Genomic DNA, 15,088 nt, shown 5'->3' with positions numbered 1-15,088 from the left:
CCCCGTCGTCGCGACAGAAGGGCGGCCTCACGTGCGCACCGTCGGAGTGGAGGAGGAGCTCCTCCTGATCGATCCCGAGACCGGCGAGCCACAGGCTCTGTCCGCGGCCGTGCTCGCGCGCGCCGCGCTGGACGACGGGGACGAGCAGGTCTTCGAGAAGGAACTGCACACCGAGATGCTGGAGTTCGCCACGCACCCGCAGTCGGGTATGGCGGATCTCGGTGCGGAGATCGTCCGCTGTCGCAAGGAGGCGGCGCGGCTCGCCGAAGGCATCGGCTGCACGGTCGCGGCGCTGGCGACCTCGCCCCTGCCGGTCCGGCCGTCCATCGGAGTGGGACGCCGGTACCGGTGGATGGCCGAGCAGTACGGCATCACCAGCAGGGACCTCGTCCTGGGGTGCCACGTCCATGTGTCCGTCGAGTCCGACGCCGAGGGCGTCGCGGTGATCGACCGGATCCGGCCGTGGCTGTCGGTGCTCTCCGCGATCAGCGCCAACTCGCCGTACTGGCAAGGCGGGGACACGCGGTACAGCAGTTATCGCAGCCGGGTGTGGCAGCGCTGGCCGTCGGCCGGCCCGACCGAGGTGTTCGGCTCGGCCGAGCGCTATCACCGGCGGGTCGCGGACATGGTCGCGACCGGGGTCATCCTCGACGAGGCGATGGTCTACTTCGACGCGCGACTGTCCCAGCGCTATCCGACGGTGGAGATCAGGGTGTCGGACGTCTGTCTGCACGCCTCGACCGCCGTCCTGGTCGCCACCCTCACCCGTGGCCTGGTGGAGACGGCGGCACGGGAGTGGCGGGCGGGGCGGGAGCCGCTGCCGCACAGTGTGAGCCTGCTGCGGCTGGCCGCCTGGCGGGCCGCCCGGTCCGGGCTGACGGAGGAGCTGCTGCATCCGGCGACCATGCACCGGCTGCCCGCGGAGACCGTCGTACGGGCCCTGCTGGACCACATCGGGGAGGCGCTCGCCGACACCGGCGACCTCGACTGCGCGCGCGAGGCCTGTGCGAAGCTGCTGCGGCGCGGCAACGGGGCGCGGGTGCAGCGGGAGCTGATGGAGCGGACCGGCAGTCTGCGGGAGGTCGTCAGGGAGTGCGCGCACCTCACCCAGGAGTAGGCGTCGCACGGGCGGCGAGCCCCTCGATCACGGCGAGATCAACAAACCGGCGCTACTTGTCGAATCCAGACACCGGCCGCTCCCGCCTGGGCTAGATTCAGGCACCGCCGATAACGGTTCTCATCGGTGGAGTCACACCCCGTACACAACAGGAGCAGCGCATGCGCGACGTCGCCCTCGCTCCCCCGTCCGTCTCCCCGTTGACCGGCGGGCTCGCCGACAGCGTCTTCGAGACGGCGGACCGCAACCCGACCCTGCCGACGCTCGCGCGCCGCTCCGGCCATCCCTCCTCCCCCGCCTGGGAGGAGGTGACCGCGGTGGAGCTGCGGGACGAGGTGGTGGACCTGGCCAAGGGGCTGGTGGCCTCGGGGATCGCGCCGGGCCACCGAGTGGCGATCATGGCGCGTACCCGTTACGAGTGGACGGTCATCAGCCACGCCCTGTGGGCGGTCGGCGCCGAGGTCGTGCCGATCTATCCGACGTCGTCGCGCGACCAGGTGGAATGGATCCTCCGGGACGCGGACTGTGTGGGCGTGGTCGTCGAGGACGAGCAGAGCGTGATGACGGTCGGGTCGGTGTGCGCCTCGCTGCCTCGGCTTCGGCATGTGTGGCAGCTGGACACGGGGGCGCTGGAACAGCTCGTGGAGCGGGGCCAGTTCATTCCGTTCACCACGGTGGAGTCACTGCGCCGGATCGTGCTGCCCGACTCCACCGCCGCCGTCGTCTACACCTCCGGCACCTCGGGGCGGCCGCTGGGCTGCGCGCTGAGCCACCGCGGTCTGGCGAGCGCCTGCGACACGCTCCTGGAGGGCTGGGGTCACACGGTGGTGCCGCCGGGCGGCCAGGGCAGTGTCCTCGCCTTCCTGCCGTTCTCCCATGTGTACGGCCTGCTGGTGCAGACGCTGTGCCTGCGCGGCGGGCTGCTGATGGCCCATGAGCCGGATCTGACCCAGGCGGCGCTCTCGGCGTCCCTGATGTCGTTCCGGCCGACGTACTTCTGTGCGGTGCCCTCGCTCTTCGAGAAGATCTACAAGACCTTTCTGCGCACGGCACAACAGGCGGGTCGCGGTGCGCTGTTCGAGCGGGCGGCGGAGACGGCCCGGGACTACGCGGCGGCCGTCGAACGACAGCGGCTGGGCCAGGGAGCGGGCCCCGGGCTCGATCTGCGGTTGCAGCACGCCCTGTACGAACGGACGGTGTACCGCAGACTGCGGGCCGCGCTGGGCGGCCGGGTCCTGCGGGCGACCTCCGGCGGGTCCCCGCTGGGCCGCGAACTGTGCCTGTTCTACGAGGGCATCGGCGTGTACGTGAACGACGGCTACGGCCTGACGGAGACGAGCGGGGGCGTCACCGGCCAGCCACTGGGCCGGGAGAAGTCCGGCACCGTCGGCCGACCCCTGCCGGGCACCGACATCCGGGTGGCCGACGACGGGGAGATCCTGGTCCACGGCCCCTCCGTGTTCCAGGGCTACGTCAACGACGAGGCCGCGACCCGCACGGCGCTCGGCAGCGGCTGGCTGGCCACGGGCGACCTCGGATACCTGGACCCGGAGGGCTATCTCACGATCACCGGCCGCAAGAAGGACGTGATCATCACCAGCAGCGGCAAGAGTGTCGTACCGGCCTTCCTGGAGCAGCGGCTGCGGATGCATCCGCTCATCCACCAGGCGGTCCTGGTGGGCGACAACCGGCCCTGCGTCGGTGCCCTGATCACCCTGGACCCGGACTTCCTGGTCCACTGGCGCGGCGGGCTCGCGCTGCCGGGGGACGCGCCGAGCCGGGAGGCGCGGGAGGAGAACGCGCTGCGGGAGGAGATCGGCCGGGCCGTCGCGGCGGCCAACAGCGCCGTGTCCCGGTCGGAGTCCGTACGGGTCTTCCGGGTGCTGCCGCAGCCCTTCGACCACACCCGTGGCCTGCTGACCCCGTCGATGAAGCTGCGCCGGGACGCGATCGTCGAGCATTACGCCTTCGAGATCGACGCGATGTACCAGGCCCGCTCGCACGGCACCCGGCAGCGGGTGCCCGAGGAGCCGACCGGCTGGGAGGACCCGGACGACGTGTTCCGGTGACAGAGAGTCCCGCTGGGGTCCGATTGACCTCAGCGACCTCGGGAACTCGCACAAGCGTCGACGTCGAAGGACGCTGGACGAAGGACATGCCCGATGACCCGTAGGGACGACCTAGTGGCCTCCGTGGAGATCCCGAGCCGCACCACGAGCTTCGTGGGTGAGCCGCAGAGCGTGACGAGCGCTCGGCTCGCCGCGGAGGACTTCCTGTGTGTCCTCGCCGACGCCCGTCCGCCCGGTGCGCCCGAATACTGGCACGACATCCTGTTGGTCGTCACCGAGCTGGCGGCCAACGCCGTGCAGTACGCGCCCGGGGAGTTCTCGCTGACCATGCGGCGGACCTTCGACGGTGTGCATGTGACCCTGCACGACTCCAACCCCACCCCGCCCGCCCCGAGGCCCTTCCACCCGAGCACCGGCGGCGGCGGTGTCGGCTGGCATCTGATCCACGCCCTGTGCGAGCAGGTGAGCGTGGTGACGGAGTCGCACGGCAAGGACGTGCATGTGTTTCTGCCCTGGTGAGTCACACACGACTTTCACGCGCTTTCGGTGCACTCGCGCACCAGTGCGGGCATGGTGGTGCTCAACGCGTTCGTCTGCCTGCCGCACCCGGCTGGCGGAACGGCTGGAGGCACGGTGGGATCGGTGGGGTGGGCAGCAGCGATCCAGGGCAGACGATCGACGTTCGACTCGGACCGCCGGAGCCGCAGAAGGGAAGAAAGACCGTGACACGACCCAGGATCCTGGTGGTTGGCGCAGGCTTCGCCGGCGTGGAGTGTGTACGCCGGCTGGAACGCAAACTCGGTGCGGACGAGGCAGACGTCACGCTGGTGACACCGTTCGCCTATCAGCTCTACCTTCCGCTGCTCCCCCAGGTGGCCTCCGGGGTGCTGACACCCCAGTCGATCGCCGTGTCGCTGCGGCGGAGCAGGAAGTACCGCACCCGGATCATCCCCGGCGGTGCCATCGGCGTGGACCTCAAGGCGAAGGTGTGCGTGATCCGCACCATCACCGACGAGATCGTCGACGAGCCGTACGACTACATCGTGCTGGCGCCGGGCAGTGTGACCCGCACCTTCGACATTCCCGGCCTCACGGACCACGCGTTCGGCATGAAGACCCTCGCCGAGGCCGCGTACGTCCGTGACCACGTCATCTCGCAGCTCGACCTCGCCGATGCCAGCCATGACGAGGCGGAGCGGGCCGCGCGGCTGCAGTTCGTGGTGGTCGGCGGCGGTTACGCGGGCACCGAGACCGCGGCCTGTCTGCAGAAGCTCACCCACGCCGCCGTCAAGCGCTACCCGCGCATCGACCCGGCGCTCATCAAGTGGCATCTGATCGACATCGCCCCGAAGCTGATGCCCGAACTGGGCGACAAGCTGGGCAGCACCGCGCAGAACATCCTCACCAAGCGCGGTGTCGACATCTCCCTCGGCACCTCCATCGCCAAGGCGGGCCCGGAGGAGGTCACCTTCACCGACGGGCGGGTGATCCCGACGCACACGCTGATCTGGACGGCGGGTGTGGTGGCCAGTCCGCTGATCGGGACGCTGGGGGCCGAGACGCTCCGCGGGCGGCTCGTGGTCGGCGCGGACATGAGGATGCCGGGCCAGGACGGGGTCTTCGCGCTCGGCGACTCCGCCGCGGTCCCGGACGAGGCCAAGGGTGAGGAGGGCGCTATCTGCCCGCCGACCGCGCAGCACGCGATGCGGCAGGGCAAGCACGTCGCGGACAACGTCATCGCCACCCTGCGCGGGGGGTCGACGACGCCGTACGTCCACAAGGACCTCGGTCTGGTCGTGGACCTCGGCGGCAGGGACGCCGTGTCCAAGCCGCTCGGCATCGAGCTGCGCGGGCTTCCCGCCCAGGTCGCGGCCCGCGGCTACCACTGGGCGGCGCTGCGCACCAATGTGGCCAAGGTGCGCGTCGCGACCAACTGGACGCTCAACGCGATCGCGGGCGACGATTTCGTCCGCACCGGCTTCCAGCACCGCCGGGCGGCCCGGCTCAAGGACTTCGAGTACACGAACGCCTACCTCACACCGGATCAGGTGCGGGCACACGTGGACGGAACGGAGCGACAGGAATAGAGCCCCGGCCACAGGAGCACAGCAATGCCGCACACGCCACGGCCCGCCCCCTTCCGCCCCTCCCGACCACGGGCTGAGGCCCCGGCGGGCAACGCCGGCACGCCGGACCCGTGGGCCGGGGTGCCGGTGAGGGACGGGCGCGTGGTGGACGTGCGGGCCGGGACACCCCTGGTGACCGCGCGCACGGCGAACGTGCGGGCCGGGACTTCGATGGTGACCGGGCGCACGGCGAACGTGCGGGCCGGGACTTCGATGGTGACCGGGCGCACGGCGAACGTGCGGGCCGGGTCGCCGACTGGATTCCGCCACGCGCCCGATGCGCAGGCCGAGGCGCCTGCGGTCGTCCGGCGCGTGGTGGACGTGCGGGCCGGAGCGTCGAACGTACGCACCGGGACACCGTCGGAAATCCACCGCAAGCCGGACCCGCAGAACGAGGCGCTTGCGGTCGTCGGGAGCGTGGTGGACGTGCGGGCCGCGGGGCCGGTGCGTTTCGGGTGTGCGGCGCGTGTGGGCGGCCAGACAAAGACACCCACCGTCATCTCACACGCGCCGAACGCGCAAGCCGGGACGCCCGCGGTGAGTGGGCGCGTCGGGAACGGGCGGGCCGCCGGGCCGGCGCGGATCGGGCGTGCGGCGCGCGTATGCGGCCGGACAACAACACCCACCGTCATCTCCCACGCGCCGGACGCGCAAGCCTGGGCGCCCGCGGTGAGTGGGCGCGTGAGGAACGGGCGGGCCGCCGGGCCGGTGCGGATCGGGTGTGCGGCGCGTGTGGGCGGCCAGACAAAGACACCCACCGTCATCTCACACGCGCCGAACGCGCAAGCCGGGACGCCCGCGGTGAGTGGGCGCGTCGGGAACGGGCGGGCCGCCGGGCCGGTGCGGATCGGGCGTGTGGGCGGTCGGGCAACGGCTACCGTCATCCCGCGCGCGCAGGCCGGGGCGGGTGGTTGTGGTGGGGGACGTCGGCCGGGTTCCGGCCGTGTGTCGTGACGGGGGCCGGGCGGGTGCGGCTGCGGGACTTCGCGGCGGCGTCGGACCCCGGGCTGTTGCGGCTGACGGCGGGGCTGCGGACGGTCGGGGCCATCGCGCTGACGCTGGCCGTGCTCGCCCCGCTGGGCGCCGACGTGCCTCATCTCGTGGCGGGGGCGATCGCCGCGATGGTCGCCACCTTCGCCGTCCGCGACAAGCAGCGGTCCTCGCAGGCCGTCACCCTGGCGCTCGGGCTGCCGGTGGCGCTGGCCGCCGTGACACTGGGGGCGCTGCTCGCCTCCCGGGTCGTCGCCGGTGACCTGTTCTTCGTCGCGTTGATCTTCTGCGCGGTCTACGGGCGGCGGTTCGGGGACCGGGGCACCGCGCTCGGGCTGATCGGGTTCCAGGTGTACTTCCTGTCCCTGTTCGTCGGCGCGACGGTCTCGGGCCTGCCCCAGTTGTACGCGGCGATCGGCGTCGCCTTCGCGAGCAGCGCGCTGGTGCGGTTCGCCCTGGTGCCGGAGACGCCCGCGGGGACCCTGGAGCGGCTGCGGTCGGCCTTCCGTGCCCGGCTGGCCCGGCTGGTGGCCGCGCAACTGGAACTGCTCGACGCGGGGCCGGCGGACGTGGACGGGGCCCTGGAGCATGTGCGGGAGGGCACCGCGCGGCTGCACGACACCGCCTTGATGATCCAGGGCCGCCTGGAGGCCGGGACCGCCGACGAGGGCGTGGCCCGGCTGGTGCAGCGGCGGGTGGCGGACGCCGAGGTGGCCGCCGAACGGCTGGGGCTGTTGCTGCTGACCGCGCGCAGCGCCGAGCGGGCGGACACACTGACCCTGCATCTGCCGGGCGCGCCCGTGCCCTCGGGTGGGCTGCTGCCTGTGCGGGACGAGGCGATCGACACGCTGCGCCGGGATCTGGAGGCGCTGCGGCTGCTCGTCCTGCGTCCGGTGTCGGCGCAGCACGGCACAGCCCTGTCGCATGTTCGCAACCGGCTCCTCGGCTACCGGGACGAGCAGAACCTGCCGCCCGCGCCACCGGCCGTCCAGGACGTGTTCCGGGGTGTCGGTGAGGCCGCCCGCGCGGTGCTGGGGCTGCGGGTCGCGCTCGACGGGCCGCAGGACGAGTCGGACGACACTCCGGCCACGGCACGGTCCCGGGAGGAACTGGACGCCGAGGACGCGGCCATCGACGCCGGTGAGGAGGAGGCGCAGGAGGAGCTCACGGGGTTGCGGCGGCCGACGACGCGGGCGGCCGTGCAGGTGGCGGTGGGGTCGTCGCTGGCCATCCTCGGCGGGGAGCTGCTGTCCAGTCAGCGCTGGTACTGGGCGGTGCTGACCTGCTGGATCGTCTTCATCAACACCGCGTCCACGGGCGAGATCCTGGTCAAGGGCTACCGGCGGCTGGTCGGCACGGTGCTCGGGGTGGTGGCGGGCATCGGGCTGGCGGCGCTGGTCGGGCACCATACGTGGACGGCGTTCGCGCTGGTCCTGGTCTGCGTGTTCCTGATGTTCTACTCGGCGCCGCTGTCGTACACGCTCATGTCGTTCTTCGTGACCGCCGCGCTGGGCCTGCTCTACACCCTGCTGCACACGTACAGCTTCTCGGTGCTCGTGCTGCGCGTCGAGGAGACGGCGCTCGGCGCGGCCTGCGGGGTGCTGGCGGCGGCGTTCGTGCTGCCGGTGCGGACGGACCGCCGTACCAACGACCTGCTCGTCGCCGTGCTGGACCGGCTGGCTGAGGTCACCGAGACCGCCGTGGACCAGCTCAGCGGCGGGCCGCCGGGCGATCTGCTGGACCAGGCCCGCGAGCTGGACCAGGCGCTGGCCGATCTGCGGGCCGCCACCAAGCCGCTCACCCACCCCGTCACCCCGTTGCGGGCGCGGCGGGACACGGCGCGCTATGTCGTGGCCCTCCTGGAGACCTGCGCCTACCAGGCACGGGCCCTGGCGGCGACCGCCGAGCTCCTGCCCACGCACCCCTCCATCGCGGCCGACCCCCGGCTGCGCGGCGCCGGGGAGCGCATCCTTCAGAACATCCGCGCCCTCGCAGCCCATGTCGCCGACGAACACTCCCCCGAGGAGCTCCGCACCGGCCCGAGCATCGCCGCGCTCCTGGACACCGGCACCGCGGGCTCACCCCGCTACGGCCGGGTCACGGACCGGGTGCTGCGCCATCTGGGACGACTGGACGAGGGGGTGACGGGCCTGGCCCGGCCCCTACGGGTACCGGTGGCCGGACCACGGGGCTGAGCCCGGCCAGGCCCTCACCCTCGCCCTCGCCGCCGTACGACACGGCCCGCCGGGGGGGCGGGCCGGTCGTCGGGGCATGATTCCGGGTCCTACACCCTCCTCCACCGGGCCATGGCGAACGAGAACAGGCCGAAGAGGACCAGGCCGGCTGCCACGCAGGCCAGGAGCGAGGGGCCCAGGGGGGTGTCGGCGAAGGAGCGGAGGGTGTCGTCGAGGCCCTTGACCTTGTCGGGGTCGTAGTCGACGGCGGCCCGTACGGCGAAGGCGCCCGCGGTCGCGAAGATGAGGCCGCGGGCCGCGCCGCCACCCACCCCGGTGATGTCCACCAGGCGCCGCGCCCCCCGGGACATCTCGCCGAGCTTGAGCTTGTCGTGGTACGCCCGTAGCACCGCCCGGGCGCCGATCCACACGCCCGCCACGGCGATCCCGACCCCGGCCAGCGCCACCAGCCACTGACCGGCCGGCATCTCCAGCGCCCTAGTCGTGACGTCACGCGACTGCTTGTCGCTGGAGCCCTTGCCGCCCCCGCCGGAGCCCGCCGCGAACGACAGCACCGAGTAGGCGACGAAGCTGTAGAAGACCAGCCGGACCACCGCCAGCAGGCGCTTCTTGGCGGTGCGGCCCTCCGGTCCGACCGAGCCGAACACCGCTTCCGACAGCCGCCACAACGCCATGCCGACGAGCCCGGCGCCCAGGGCCCACAGCAGGACGGCGCCGAAGGGCTTGTCCGACAGTTCGGCGAGGGCGCCGCCGCGGTCCGCCTGCTGTTCGCCGTCGCCGAAGGCGATCTGGAGCGCCAGCACGCCCACCAGCAGATAGATCACTCCGCGGGCGGTGAGCCCCGCGCGGGCCGCGTACTCGGTCATGGAGCCACGTGCCGCGCGTTCGGCGTCCATACGACCGTTGCGCGCGATGGCAGTCGGATTCATCTTGGCCTCCCGCCCTGCGAATGCCCCGGTCGCCGCACGGCACACCCCGCCCGTCGGGCGCTCAGAGCGTGGCCCGTTCGCCGAGCGCCTCGGCGCGTACCCGGGCGCAACTGCGGCTGATCAGACGCGAGACGTGCATCTGCGAGATGCCGAGCTGGTCGGCGATGCGGCTCTGCGTCATGTCCTCGAAGAACCGCATGTAGAGAATGGCGCGTTCCCGCTCGGGCAGCCTGCTCAGGCCCGCCTTGACGGACTCGCGGTCGATCACGACGTCGTAGGAGGCGTCCGAGGATCCCAGGGTGTCGGCGAGGCTGTATCCGTCTTCGCCGGAGGAGAGTTCGGCGTCCAGGGACAGCGCGCTGTAGCTCTCCAGCGCCTCCAGCCCCGCGTTGACCTCGTCCTCGGTCAGGCCGGTGTGGGCGGCGAGGTCGGCCGCGTTGGGTTCGGCGCTGCCCGGGGTCTGGGTGAGCTCGCGGCGGGCCACGCGCACCTTGTTGCGCAGTTCCTGCACCCGACGGGGCACCCGCAGCGCCCACATGCGGTCCCGGAAGTGTCGCTTGACCTCGCCGGTGATGGTCGGCACGGCGTAGCTCTCGAAGGCGCCGCGCTCGGGTTCGAAGCGGTCGACCGCCTTGACGAGTCCCAGGGCGGCGACCTGCCGCAGGTCCTCCAGGGACTCGCCCCGTTCACGGAACCGGCCGGCGATGCGGTGGGCCATGGGAAGCCAGGCGGTGACGAGTTCGTCGCGGACGGCGTCTCGTTCGGGGCCCGGCTCCAGGGAGTTCAGACGGGCGAAGAGCTGGGCGGTGTCGGGGGCGTCGTCGTGCCGCCGCCGGGGGGCGGTGGTCGGCGTACCGGTGGTCAGGCCGGAACGGCTCGTCGATTTATCGATAAGCATGCGGGATCGCTCCTGAAGGAAGGTTTCAGGGTCATTGCCGCGGGAGGAGCGCTGTCCGGACACCCGGAGGGCCCGGGAGCAGTCGTACCTCTCCCGCCGCGCGCCTCCGGTCCGAAGCACGATGGTGCGTCTGCCCTGCTGCCCGGGGCGCAAACTCCGCTTCCCGGGGGAAGACAGACGTCGTGTCAGGACAGGGGCACGACCGCGGTGATGCACTTGCCTCCGGAGGGCAGGCCGGTGACCCGGACGTCGTGTGCCAGCCGGCACACGATCGGCCAGCCGAGGCCGCCGATCCGTCGTCGGCCGCGCGGGTCGACGGGTTCCTCGGTCACCGGCAGGGCGTCGCTGCGGTCGCTGACCGAGACCCGTATCCCGGGTTCGACGAGGTCGATGCGGAAGTCGGTGATCCCGCCGCCGTGCAGGATGGCGTTGGTGGTCAGCTCCGAGGCGACGAGCAGGGCGTCGGCGACGGACTCCCGGTCGCACGTGGTCCCGGTGGCCCGGCAGCGCGCGTCCACCGCGCTCTCCACGGCCCGCCGCGCGTCGGCGGGCCGGCACGGGCAGCGCAGCCGGCAGCGGCCGACGGCCGACGGTTCGAGGGCGGGCCCCGATGGGGTGTCGGCGGATACCGACGGCTTGGGGGCGGATTCGGTCGCGTGCTCCCTACACATGTTTCTGGGCTCCCTGGACGGTTTCGGGACGATCCGGACCCCTCTGTGCCCTCGGTCGCCGGCCGCCGCGACGGGCGGGCTCTCGCCGCCACGCCACCTGGCCGGTCGGCCGCGGCGGAATGCCGCACCGTGGCCGACTCGGCCCATGACCGGCCGGCCGCGGCGGACTGTCTACGCCGCGTGAGCACCGCAGGTCTCTTCTCTTCGGCTGACCGATCCGGAGCCCGCCAAACCTGGAAGACACCTGCCTTCCGTCCCTTTTGCCGGGGTACCCGGTACGCATGACGGATGTCGTGGACTCAGACGAGCTGTTGCGGCGCATTCAGCGGGCACGGGCCTGCGCCCTGGAGGAGGAGCGAGCGTGGCGAACTCGGAGCGAGGCCCTGCGCCCGACCGATCCGGAGGGCGCACGGGAGGCCACCGTACGAACGCTGGCCTTCGAGTCGGTTCTGCGGGTGCTGGACGAGATCGTGTCCCCGGGCAAGCGGGCCGGTGAGCACTGACGGTCGCGATTGACGACCTGGCTCTCGGGAACCCGGGGTCGCATGGCAGTCGATCACACGCGAGCACCGGTACTGGAAGCCCTGGAGGCCTATCACCGCGAGGGCCTTCTGTCCTTCACGCCGCCCGGACACAAACAGGCCCGGGGCGCCGACCCGTCGGTGCGCAGGGTGCTGGGCGACGCGGTCTTCCTCGGTGACGTCCTGGCGTCGGGCGGGCTCGACGACCGGCTCACCCGGAACCAGGTGCTGGAGCGTGCCGAGGAGCTGATGGCGGACGCCGTGCACGCCGAGCACACGTTCTTCAGCACGTGCGGCAGCTCTTTGTCGGTCAAGGCGGCGATGCTGTCCGTGGCGGGCCCGCACGAGCGCTTGCTGATCGGCCGGGACGCCCACAAGGCGGTGGTCTCGGGGCTCATCCTGTCCGGCGTCGAACCCGTGTGGGTCGAGCCCCGCTGGGACCCCGAGCGGCATCTCGCGCATCCGCCGTCCGCCGACGCCTTCGAGAAGGCCTTCGCCGACCATCCCGACGCCAAGGGCGCGTTGGTGAGCAGTCCGACGCCGTACGGGACGACCGCGGATCTGCGGGCCGTAGCCGAGGTGTGTCACCGGCGCGGACGGCCGCTGATCGTGGACGAGGCGTGGGGCGCGCATCTGCCGTTCCACCCCGACCTGCCGTCCTGGGCGATGGACGCGGGCGCCGACATCTGTGTGACGAGCATCCACAAGATGGGCAGCGGCCTGGAGCAGGGGTCCGTCTTCCATCTCCAGGGCGACCTGGTGCCGCCCGAGGTGCTGAAGCTGCGCGCGGACCTGCTCGGCACGACCAGCCCGTCGGTGCTGTTGTACGCCGGGCTGGACGGCTGGCGGCGCCAGATGGCCCTGCACGGCGAGGAACTCATGGGCGGCGCACTGGACCTCGTGGCCGGACTGCGGTCGGCCGTGGGGCGGATCGAGGGGCTGCACGTCGAGGGCCGGGAGGACTTGTGCGGTCCCGGGCTCGCCGACGACATGGACCCCTTGCAGGTCATCATGGACCTCACCGGTCTCGGCATCACGGGGTTCCAGGCGGCGGACTGGCTGCGGGAAGAGCGGAGCATCGAGGCGCATCTGGCCGACCACCGCCGCCTGGGCGCCCAGCTCACCCACGGCGACGACCGGGAGACGAGCGCCGAGCTGCTGTCCGCGCTGCGGGATCTCGCGCACGTCGCCCCGAAGCTGCGCCCCGCCCCGCGGGTGGAGGTGCCGGCGCCGTCCGAGCTGCGGCTGGCGCGGGCCCGCTCGCCCCGCGACGCGTTCTTCGGGCCCGCCGAGAACGTGCCGGTCAAGAAGGCCGCGGGACGGATCGCGGCCGAGATGATCACGCCGTATCCGCCGGGGATCCCGGCGGTGCTGCCGGGTGAGCGGCTCACCGAGCCCGTGCTGCGGTATCTGCGGACGGGTAAGGACGCGGGGATGAACCTGCCGGATCCGAGCGACCCCGAACTGAGGACGATCAGGGTGCTGGAGGCCGACGAGGAGTGAAACCGGTCACGTGGCCCGCTTTGGGTTTCCCACAATCCCCCGGGATGGTTTACGGTTCATCCATACGTGGTCGTGGAGTTGACAACGACAGTCCTCCGCCGATCACCCCAGAACTGCCCTGGCTGGCCTCCCCCGTCCAGCCAGGGCTTTTTCTTGCCCGCGAGGCGCCGGTAGCGGAATCAGTGCCGTCCGCCGAGGTGCCCGAGGCGGCGGCAGCGGCTGAAATGGGGCGTAGGGAAAGCCCCCGAACCGAATCGCCGGCGAGGAGCCCCGCGTCATGACCAAAGCGACGAAACTGCTGACCGCCCTGCCCCCGCCCCAACGGCAGCGGCTGATGAGCCTCGCCCGGGAGGTCTCCTTCCCGGAGGACGCCCGGATCTTCGAGGCGGGCGGCACGGCCGACCGGTTCTGGGTCATCCGCTCGGGTGCGGTCTCCCTCGACCAGCAGGTGACGTCCCTGCAACGGGTGACCGTGGCCAGTCTCGGCTCGGGGGATCTGCTGGGCTGGTCCTGGTTGTTCCCGCCGCACCAATGGGACTTCGGCGCGGTGGCCTTCAGCCCGGTGCGCGCCTACGAGTTCGAGGCGGCGGCCGTGTTGCACCTGTGCGAGGAGGACCCGGCGCTCGGTCTGGTCCTGGTGCGCAACGTCGCCGAGATCCTCGCGCACCGGCTGGAGATGACCCGGGGCAAGCTCATGGAGCAGTACTCGATGCGGCGGCATGCCTTGTAGGGCTCGCCTCGCGGGTCAGACACGGTAGCGCCGCAGCGCCGGCACCACGGCGGCCAGCCCCAGCATGACGGCGACGACGAGGAGCCCGCCGCCGACCACCGCCACGCGCGGGCCGAAGGCCGAGCCCGCGGTGCCGTGCAGGACGTCGGCGAGCCGCGGGCCGCCGGCGACGACGACCGTGAAGACGCCCTGCATCCGGCCGCGCATCTCGTCCGTGGCCGCGGACAGCAGGATCGCCCCGCGGAACACCATGGAGACCATGTCCGCCACCCCGGCCAGGGCGAGGAAGGCCACCGCGAGCCACAGGCTGTCGCTCAGCCCGAAACCGGTGATGGCCACGCCCCAGGCGACGACGGCGCCGATGACCATCCAGCCGTGCCGGCGGGCCCGGGAGAAGGTGCCGGAGAACAGGCCGCCGAGCACCGCTCCGATGGGGATGGCCGCGAACAGCAGGCCGAGGGCGAGCCCTTCGCCGTACGGCGCGTAGGTCTCCGAGGCGAGCTGCGGGAACAGGGCGCGGGGCATACCGAGGACCATCGCGACGAAGTCGGCGAGGAACGACAGCAGCAGCACCTTGTGCAGCGCGATGTAGCGGAACCCCTCCACGATCTCCCTGAGGCCCGCCCGGCGCTTGGCCTGCCCGGCGAGGGGCGGCAGCGAGGGCAGCTTGTACACCGCCCACACCGTCACGCACAGGGCGAGGGCGTCGATCAGATACAGCTCGGGCAGCCCGATGACCGGGATCAGGGCGCCCGCCAGCAGCGGCCCCACCACCTGGCCGGTCTGCGCGACGGTCGAGCCGAGGGCGTTGGCCGCGGTCAGCTCCTCGGCGGGGACCAGGCGGGCGATGGAGGCGTTGCGGGCGGGCGCGTTCAGGCCCCAGAACGCCTGTTGCAGGGCGAGCAGCACCATCAGGGCGGCCACCGACTCCAGTCCGGCGGCGGCCTGGAGCCAGAACAGCAGCGAGGTGACGGCGATGCCGCAGTTGGTGACCAGGAGCAGCTTGCGGCGGTCCACGCTGTCGGCGACGGCGCCGCCCCACAGCGCGAACACCATCAGCGGCAGCAGCCCGGCGAGGCTCGCGTAGCCGACCCAGGCCGAGGAGCCGGTGATGTCGTAGACCTGCTTGGGTACGGCGACCGCGGTGAGCTGGCTGCCCACGGCCGTGACGACGGTCGAGCTCCACAGCCTGCGGTAGGCCGGGCGGCGCAGCGGTCGGGTGTCCATCGCCCACCGGCGCCAGCCGCGCCGGGTCGGCGTCTCCTCGGCCGGGGTCGGCGTCTGCGGTTCGGTGCTGCTCTCGCTCGTGTCCACGGACTTCCTGGTTGCTCGTTACATC

General features: G+C 72.2%; 12 protein-coding genes. 8 read left to right on the top strand and 4 right to left on the bottom strand.

Features of this window, described 5'->3' with window-relative positions:
• Positions 1–31: 31 nt before the first annotated feature.
• The 5 genes from ACIHIX_RS15325 (at position 32) to ACIHIX_RS15305 (ending at position 8,497) form a co-directional block, all read left to right on the top strand.
• The gene (locus ACIHIX_RS15325; RefSeq protein ID WP_399955178.1) at positions 32–1,117 is read left to right on the top strand and encodes a glutamate--cysteine ligase; all 1,086 of its coding nucleotides are present in this window, start codon (positions 32–34) and stop codon (positions 1,115–1,117) included.
• A gap of 161 nt (positions 1,118–1,278) precedes the next feature.
• Positions 1,279–3,186, top strand: coding sequence for an AMP-dependent synthetase/ligase (locus ACIHIX_RS15320; protein WP_399955175.1), 1,908 nt, complete (start codon positions 1,279–1,281; stop codon positions 3,184–3,186).
• A gap of 93 nt (positions 3,187–3,279) precedes the next feature.
• Positions 3,280–3,705, top strand: a complete 426-nt coding sequence (locus ACIHIX_RS15315) for an ATP-binding protein (RefSeq protein WP_399955172.1) — start codon at positions 3,280–3,282, stop codon at positions 3,703–3,705.
• 203 nt (positions 3,706–3,908) lie between these two features.
• Entirely contained in the window at positions 3,909–5,273 is a 1,365-nt protein-coding gene (locus ACIHIX_RS15310) for an NAD(P)/FAD-dependent oxidoreductase (protein ID WP_399955169.1), read from the top strand.
• A gap of 989 nt (positions 5,274–6,262) precedes the next feature.
• The gene (locus ACIHIX_RS15305) at positions 6,263–8,497 is read left to right on the top strand and encodes an FUSC family protein (RefSeq protein WP_399955166.1); all 2,235 of its coding nucleotides are present in this window, start codon (positions 6,263–6,265) and stop codon (positions 8,495–8,497) included.
• Positions 8,498–8,586: 89 nt separating this feature from the next.
• Here ACIHIX_RS15305 and ACIHIX_RS15300 read toward each other — a convergent pair whose 3' ends face one another.
• The 3 genes from ACIHIX_RS15300 to ACIHIX_RS15290 form a co-directional block, all read right to left on the bottom strand.
• Positions 8,587–9,426, bottom strand: a complete 840-nt coding sequence (locus tag ACIHIX_RS15300) for a DUF1206 domain-containing protein (protein WP_399955162.1) — start codon at positions 9,424–9,426, stop codon at positions 8,587–8,589.
• A gap of 61 nt (positions 9,427–9,487) precedes the next feature.
• Positions 9,488–10,324 (bottom strand): SigB/SigF/SigG family RNA polymerase sigma factor, encoded by an 837-nt coding sequence (locus ACIHIX_RS15295; protein WP_399955159.1) that lies wholly within the window; start codon positions 10,322–10,324, stop codon positions 9,488–9,490.
• 185 nt (positions 10,325–10,509) lie between these two features.
• The gene (locus ACIHIX_RS15290; protein ID WP_399955156.1) at positions 10,510–10,995 is read right to left on the bottom strand and encodes an ATP-binding protein; all 486 of its coding nucleotides are present in this window, start codon (positions 10,993–10,995) and stop codon (positions 10,510–10,512) included.
• A 281-nt stretch (positions 10,996–11,276) separates the two neighbouring features.
• Between ACIHIX_RS15290 and ACIHIX_RS15285 the strand changes: the two genes are divergently transcribed.
• The 3 genes from ACIHIX_RS15285 to ACIHIX_RS15275 all read left to right on the top strand — a co-directional run bounded on the left by ACIHIX_RS15285 (position 11,277) and on the right by ACIHIX_RS15275 (position 13,749).
• Positions 11,277–11,498: a hypothetical protein gene (locus ACIHIX_RS15285; protein ID WP_399955153.1), complete on the top strand. Its 222-nt coding sequence runs from the start codon at positions 11,277–11,279 to the stop codon at positions 11,496–11,498.
• Between the two features lie 42 nt (positions 11,499–11,540).
• A complete protein-coding gene (locus ACIHIX_RS15280) occupies positions 11,541–13,019 on the top strand; it encodes an aminotransferase class I/II-fold pyridoxal phosphate-dependent enzyme (protein ID WP_399955150.1) in 1,479 nt (492 codons plus the stop codon).
• Between the two features lie 277 nt (positions 13,020–13,296).
• Complete coding sequence (locus ACIHIX_RS15275) at positions 13,297–13,749, top strand: cyclic nucleotide-binding domain-containing protein (protein WP_399955147.1); 453 nt, start codon at positions 13,297–13,299, stop codon at positions 13,747–13,749.
• 15 nt (positions 13,750–13,764) lie between these two features.
• Here ACIHIX_RS15275 and ACIHIX_RS15270 read toward each other — a convergent pair whose 3' ends face one another.
• Positions 13,765–15,063 (bottom strand): MFS transporter, encoded by a 1,299-nt coding sequence (locus ACIHIX_RS15270; RefSeq protein ID WP_399955144.1) that lies wholly within the window; start codon positions 15,061–15,063, stop codon positions 13,765–13,767.
• Positions 15,064–15,088: the final 25 nt, after the last annotated feature.

Source organism: Streptomyces sp. NPDC051913 (assembly GCF_044593635.1).
Classification (GTDB): Bacteria; Actinomycetota; Actinomycetes; order Streptomycetales; family Streptomycetaceae; genus Streptomyces.
The sequence above is the reverse complement of the archived record's forward strand: the minus strand, read 5'-3'. Positions and strand labels throughout refer to the sequence as shown.

Excerpts from the sequence above, each read along its gene's own strand:
- ACIHIX_RS15320 (WP_399955175.1), top strand. The coding sequence starts at position 1,279 with ATGCGCGACGTCGCCCTCGCTCCCCCGTCCGTCTCCCCGTTGACCGGC.
- ACIHIX_RS15315 (WP_399955172.1), top strand. The coding sequence starts at position 3,280 with ATGACCCGTAGGGACGACCTAGTGGCCTCCGTGGAGATCCCGAGCCGC.
- ACIHIX_RS15300 (WP_399955162.1), bottom strand. The coding sequence starts at position 9,426 with ATGAATCCGACTGCCATCGCGCGCAACGGTCGTATGGACGCCGAACGC.
- ACIHIX_RS15295 (WP_399955159.1), bottom strand. The coding sequence starts at position 10,324 with ATGCTTATCGATAAATCGACGAGCCGTTCCGGCCTGACCACCGGTACG.
- ACIHIX_RS15290 (WP_399955156.1), bottom strand. The coding sequence starts at position 10,995 with ATGTGTAGGGAGCACGCGACCGAATCCGCCCCCAAGCCGTCGGTATCC.
- ACIHIX_RS15285 (WP_399955153.1), top strand. The coding sequence starts at position 11,277 with ATGACGGATGTCGTGGACTCAGACGAGCTGTTGCGGCGCATTCAGCGG.
- ACIHIX_RS15280 (WP_399955150.1), top strand. The coding sequence starts at position 11,541 with ATGGCAGTCGATCACACGCGAGCACCGGTACTGGAAGCCCTGGAGGCC.
- ACIHIX_RS15275 (WP_399955147.1), top strand. The coding sequence starts at position 13,297 with ATGACCAAAGCGACGAAACTGCTGACCGCCCTGCCCCCGCCCCAACGG.